The organism is Pseudoalteromonas prydzensis (genome assembly GCF_011050055.1).
Lineage (GTDB): Bacteria > Pseudomonadota > Gammaproteobacteria > Enterobacterales > Alteromonadaceae > Pseudoalteromonas > Pseudoalteromonas prydzensis_A.
In genome coordinates this window covers 1-6338 of record NZ_DRGM01000095.1, presented here as the reverse complement: position 1 = coordinate 6338, position 6338 = coordinate 1, and the positions used below count along the sequence as shown (strand labels likewise).

5 protein-coding genes and 1 pseudogene are annotated in these 6338 nt (G+C 39.7%); 1 reads left to right on the top strand and 5 read right to left on the bottom strand.

Going from position 1 to position 6338, the window contains the following annotated elements; genetic code table 11:
- A partial coding sequence (locus ENH88_RS08850) for an efflux RND transporter periplasmic adaptor subunit (protein ID WP_304181751.1) occupies nucleotides 1-550 on the bottom strand: 550 nt, incomplete at its 3' end.
- Nucleotides 551-669: 119 nt separating this feature from the next.
- Between ENH88_RS08850 and ENH88_RS08845 the strand changes: the two genes are divergently transcribed.
- On the top strand, nucleotides 670-1608 hold the full coding sequence (locus ENH88_RS08845; protein ID WP_101217024.1) for a LysR family transcriptional regulator: 939 nt from the start codon (nucleotides 670-672) through the stop codon (nucleotides 1606-1608).
- Between the two features lie 10 nt (nucleotides 1609-1618).
- Here the strand turns inward: ENH88_RS08845 and ENH88_RS23145 are convergent, their stop codons facing one another.
- From ENH88_RS23145 to ENH88_RS08830, 4 genes and pseudogenes are all read right to left on the bottom strand, one after another.
- The gene (locus tag ENH88_RS23145) at nucleotides 1619-2083 is read right to left on the bottom strand and encodes a GGDEF domain-containing protein (protein ID WP_349768652.1); all 465 of its coding nucleotides are present in this window, start codon (nucleotides 2081-2083) and stop codon (nucleotides 1619-1621) included.
- 111 nt (nucleotides 2084-2194) lie between these two features.
- Nucleotides 2195-2598, bottom strand: a pseudogene (locus ENH88_RS23140) (GGDEF domain-containing protein); the annotation flags it as partial.
- 225 nt (nucleotides 2599-2823) lie between these two features.
- Nucleotides 2824-3795, bottom strand: a complete 972-nt coding sequence (gene moaA / locus ENH88_RS08835) for a GTP 3',8-cyclase MoaA (protein WP_304181746.1) — start codon at nucleotides 3793-3795, stop codon at nucleotides 2824-2826.
- Nucleotides 3796-3981: 186 nt separating this feature from the next.
- A complete protein-coding gene (locus ENH88_RS08830) occupies nucleotides 3982-6273 on the bottom strand; it encodes a xanthine dehydrogenase family protein molybdopterin-binding subunit (protein ID WP_304181744.1) in 2292 nt (763 codons plus the stop codon).
- Nucleotides 6274-6338 lie beyond the last annotated feature (65 nt).

Below are 6338 nucleotides of genomic sequence, written 5' to 3'. Positions count from 1 at the left end.
CGCGAGAAATAATGCCATCAATTGGTGATACAACTGACGTAAATTCTAAATCAAGCTCTGCTGAGGTAAGTTGTGCTTGAAGTGCAGAAAGCTGTGCTTCGCGTTGACGTAGTGTTGAAGTACGCGCTTGTGCTTGCTCAGTAGAAATTGCCTTACGGTCTAATAAGCGTACCGCACGTTTGTCTTCACTTTTAGCTTGCTCTAAGGCCGCTTCTGCGCTGTTGATTTGCGCTTTTAAACTAGCAACCACAGCAGCAAATGGACGAGCATCTAATTGAAATAAAACATCGCCTTCTTTAACCACATCGCCTTCTTTAAATTCAATGCTATCGATGATTCCTGATACACGCGGCATTAAGGCAACTTCTTGTGGAGACTCTAAACGCGTTGTATATGTGTGCCAGCTTTGTACCGGCTTAACAAGCACCTGTGCTACATCAATTGGTTGAAGTTGCTGTGCAGGTGCTGATTGAGCTGTGCTCTCATCAGCACAACCCGCAAGAGTTAAAGATGCCGCAGTAAGTGCAGCAGCAATTAGATGTTTGTTCATGAAGACGCTCCATTGTTGATTAGCCTCGCATAATACGGATTAAACCCGTGTGTAAAAACCATAGATTTTTAAATTCATTAATGCCAAAATGGCATCAATAGGTTAATTAAGGTGTAATAATGGATATAACAAGTCGACTTTTAATGTTACTTGAAGTGGTTGAGCAAGGCTCTTTTGCAAAAGCTGCAGAAATACGCAACATAGATCGCTCTGTTATATCTAAGCAAATTAGTCGTTTAGAAGATGAGTTAGGCGTTAGGTTACTTAACCGAACCACGCGTTCATTTTCGCTCACAGCGGCAGGCGCCGAAATGATCAAAAAAGCAGCAGAGCTTAGAGAGCTGCTTGGCGAAACTGTGCGCATGGCCGAAAACTATCATTTAGAACCGCGCGGCGTGTTAAAAATCACTTCATCAACACTTATTGGTCGTCGTTATTTACAACCTGTACTTAATGATTTTCAAAAACGCTTTCCTCAAGTAGAAGTTGAACTGCGTTTAGACGATAGATTAGTAGATATAGTCTCTGAAGGATTTGATTTGGCTTTTCGTGTAGGTGAGCCTAAAGATTCGTCACTTATTGCACGTAAAATAGCGCGTAACCGGTTATTAATTTTAGCTGCACCACAGTTTATTGAAACTTATGGTATGCCAAAAACAATGGAAGAGTTAGCGCAATTACCAGCAGCAAGCTATGCCAGTAATTCTATTCGAGTAGAAGCTATAGATTACTACGATAGTAAAGGTGAACGCTGCGAGCAAAAAATAAAAAGTGTGTTTCGTGCAAACGATGCAGAGTCATTGTTAATGAAAACATTATCGGGCACAACTTACTTTGTCGCCCCTGCATTTATTATTGGTGATGAAATAATACAAGGTAAGCTAGTGCCTTTATTAACAGATGTGAAACTCATGGAGTTTAGTGCGATGTATGCCGTATATCCGCATCGAGATTTACCAGTAAGGACCCGGTTGTTTTTTGATGCTGTGCGCGAGCATTTAGGAAAAGACAAACCGATTTGGGAAAATGGGATCCCCAATTTTGAGCAAATGTACTAAGTGACCCTACTTAAGCAACTACCGCCTCACGGTCGTGTTCTTGTTTAAACTTACAATACACTTTATTGCGGCCAAACTGTTTTGCTTTGTACAACTGCTTATCCGCTTGGTTTACAAAGCTTTCCAATGAATTAGTACTTTTAAATTTTGCGACACCAATACTTGTTGTCACATTAATAGCAAGGCCGTCAATGTCAAATGTTGTATTTTCAAAACGTGCCCTTATTTGTTCAGCGGTATTAAGTGCGGCCTCTTCATTTGCAAAAGCGCTAAATAAAGCAAACTCCTCACCGCCTACTCTAAATACATACCCTCTAGGAAGCTCAACTCTTAGTAAAGTGGCCACTTCGATAAGTACTTGGTCACCGACACCATGTCCATGCTCATCATTTATCTGCTTAAAAAAGTCTAAATCGAGTAAAAACAAATATAGCTGTGACTTATCTTGTAGTTCAACTTCAAAGTAGTGGTTCATTGAAAGGCGATTACCTGCACCCGTTAGCGGATCAAGTAATGCTAAATTTTTAAGGCGCTTTGAAAAATGTGAGCGGCTCCCTTCAAAAACATGAGAAATCGCCCAAATACTAAAATAAGCACAGATTAAATTAAGAGATAGGTTAAAATTTTCAAAAGGGGCAAGAGTAGACTTACTCCCTAAAATAAACACTTGGATAACTAATAAATTTGCAGAGAAAATTACACCGTATTGTTTACCTAATAACAGATAGTACAAAATAGGTAATGCAAACGACCATACAAACACAGCATTACGAGGCGATGTAAAGATGTACCCAAAATAACAATTAGCGTTATGAGCACACACATTATCAAGGATTGCCAAAACTGTAGTGGACGGCGTATAAGTGAAATGTAAGTAAATATACAATAAACAGAAAAACAGATTTCGATATAGCCAAGCAATGGAAAGTTATTTACGGTTAAATTAAAACCCGCAAATCCTACCGATAAAGAACCAAAACAAAGACACATTCCTCGCAGAACGTCTTTTCTTAATGATTTAGTGCTATTAAGGGCGGCGATATCCATTCTAATCACTTAATAAAAATAAAAGTAAGTTTAACGTGAAAATACAATTTAACAAGCTTTGTTGATATAAAACCATGTAGATACAACCAGTTATTTACCTTTTAGGGATAATGTAGTGTATTTTAGGAACACGTTTAGTGCTTTTACTTTTCTAGGTAGCTTTAAAAGCTAGCCACCTAGCATTGATAAATTAGTCGTAATACCTGTATTGCCTTGGTGTAAAAGGTGAGTTGGCTTTTTGGTTTTAATATAACGAGATAGCAACGCCATTAATTTACTGTTTGAACTGTCGTTCATATATTCTCTTAGCGAAATACCCTCTTCAGAAAACAAACACAAGTGCAGGTTCCCTTTTGCTGTAACCCTTAATCGGTTACAGGTACTACAAAAGTCGTTGCTGTAAGGCATGATCAAACCAATTCTGCCTTGATAATCATGATGAGCAAACTCTTGAGCAGGACCTGCTGATGCACTACGCGCAACTTGCTGCCAACCCGTTTGCAATAGCTGAGTTTTTAAAACTTGCCCAGATACATGGTTAGCATCAAAAAAGGCTTTGTTGTCGTTTGTTTGCATCAACTCAATAAAACGAATAGTAACGGGACGGTGTTTAACCCAATTTAAAAATGTATCAAACTCTTTCGCGTTGTATTGCTTCATCAGCACACTGTTTATTTTTACCGAATCAATACCCGTTTCAAGCGCAGTATCAATACCTTTCATTACTGAGGTAAATTTGTCATGCCCAGTAATGGTGTTAAACATGCGCGGATCTAAGCTATCAATACTTACATTAATGGCGTTTAAGCCCGCATCTACCCAGTCGTGGATATTCTTATGAAGAGAAAAACCATTGGTAGTCATTGCAATTTTTTTTATGCCCGCGACATCTTTTGCCGCGCGAACAACATCTATAAAGTCTTTTCTAAGAGTTGGCTCTCCGCCAGTGATCCTTACTTTTTCAATACCATGGTGCGCAAACGCTTTAAGCGTATTGCTAATTTCATCAATTGTGAGAAAACCACGGTCTGGCCCCCCCTGATAACCATCTGGTAAACAATAAACACACTTAAAATTACATACATCAGTAATAGACAAACGTAAGTAACTAAACTCTCGCCCTGTTGGGTCGATTAGCATAAATAAACCTTAACTAATATCAACAAGTAATAATAACCTAATACCAATTTGCAATAATACTTAATCATTTAATTAAGCGAATTGGTATAAACAACGCTACTTATTGATACATAAATAATAATTACATAAATATATTTAATAACTAAAAAGGGCTGCATAAAGCACACCCCTTTAGTTATTTTTGTTTTACGCTTCTAAGCCTTTTTTAAGTTCGCTTGGCTTCATTGGTAGATCACGTAAACGCACGCCTACTGCATTAAATACAGCATTACCAATCGCAGGAGCCACCCCTATAACGCCAGGTTCGCCTAAACCAACTGGAAATTCATCGCTTTGTAAAAATTCAATGTCAATATCTGGTACGTCTTGCATCCTTAGCGGTAAATAAGTATTAAAGTTAGTCGCTGATACCTGTCCATCTTTATACGTATTTGATTCATGCAATGCAAGGCTGCTGCCCCATAGTAACGACCCTTCAATTTGCGCTAGTGCGCCATCTGGGTGAACTATTAAGCCCGCATCTACAACAACATAAAGCTTTTTAAGCGTTATTTTACCACTATCACGGTTAACATGAACATGCGCTGCGGTTGCAAGCCATGCAGGCATAGTACGTTCTTGCCCTGAGCTTACAGAAAAGCCAATGCCTTCATCTTTAGCTAATTTAACAGAAGCTACTTTGTCTGACACTGTTTTAAGCACATTACGTAAGCGCAGTGCTCCACCTACACTCTCAGGTGCTTTTCCTGCTTGCTTGCCTTTACCGTCTAACATTTCAATTCTAAATTGAACTGGATCTTTGCCTTGCTTATGGGCAATTTCATCAATAAACGACTCAAGACTCCATGCAATCCAACCTGGTCCTACTGAACGTAACCAACCTGGAGTAAAGGTGCTTTGTGCAACTTCGTTATTAATAGCGCGTGCACGATGACTGCTCATGCTGTACCAATGATCAGCGCCCGATGCCGAAAATGCATCAAATTTACCTTTGCCATCAACACCCGGTGATAAAAACCCTGGTGCCATAGCTTTAGTAGGCCAACCTGCAGCAAATGCATGCTCTAAACCAGTAAAAGTACCGTTTTTATCAAACGACGCTGTCATTTTTGCAGCAGATGCAGAACGAGACTGATCGAATAAACTATCGTCTGCTCGTGTAAATACCAATTTTACTGGTTTACCTACTGCTTTTGCGGTTAGAGCTGTAGGTACGGTCCAGTCACCAAATAATCGACGGCCAAAACCACCACCTAAATAATAAGGACGAATAATTACTTTGTTTTGTTCTATTTCAAGTGCTTTAGCAAGCGCAGGTAACGTAAGTGACTGCCATTGGTTACCAGTATGAATAATCCAATTACCGTCTTTAAATTCTGCAACCGCATTAAGTGGCTCTAGCTGATAATGACTCGCTGTCGCTGTGGTATACATTGATTCTAACGACTCACTGGCGTCTGCTTGTGTTTTCTTTATATCACCTTCATCAACAAATAAAGTACCCGAGTCGCGCTGCTCGCATAATCGCTTACCTTCTTTTTGAATATCATCTTCAGATATATTTGCTGACTCACCCTTTTTATAACTCACCTTTAAAGCATCTACTGCTTTAATGGCGCTTGGGTAACTGTCAGCTAATACAACAACCCAGCCTTGCACTGTGTTACTAGGATCATTTAAAATTTCATAGCCTTTGTAACCTTTAATAGCTTTTGCTGCACTATCGTCAACGTTTGTTACTGTACTGCCATAGCGGGTTGGCGGTATTACTGGTCGCGCGTACAGCATGCCTTCAACTTCTACATCTATACCATATACCGCAGTGCCATTTGTTTTGGCTGGTATATCAAGCGCTTTAAAGTCTTGTTTAAGCCCTGTTAAATGACGCTTATTAGCAGGTTTTAGTGGCAGGTTTGCAACTTCATCACTGGTAAATGTACGATTAAACTCGCCTTTTTTGACTATGTCAGCGTAACTAACCGATTTTTCGCCTGAAATTATATAGCCCTTTTCAGCACGACATTTATCTGCAGGTACGCCGAGCATTTTCGCTCCTGCGTCTATTAATGCAATTCGACCTGCAGCACCGGCTTGAGATAATGGCTTAAAGCTTTGAAATACAGACCACGAACCACCCGTTACCATAAAGCCCCATTTTTCATGAGTATCTACGTAGGTAATTGATACTTTATCCCAATCACATTCAAGCTCATCAGCCACAATACGCGCAAGAGCAGTACCAATATGTTGGCCCATTTCAGCTTTAGCAATACTTACTTCTACGGCGCCGTCGGTGCTCATAGTCCACCAAATGGTTGGTGAAAAAGCCTGTTGCGCAATTGACTCTTTTGCACTGAGCGAACCCGAAAATAACGCAGGGGCAAACGCCATGACTAAACCTGCGCTAGCAGTGCCAATCATAAACGAGCGACGATTTAAATTAACGGTTTCGCTATTTTTTTGAAATAATTTTTTCATTATCGGCTCCAGTTAAGCGTCTTGTGCATTTGGATCAAATATATTTACTACACTTTGTGACTCAT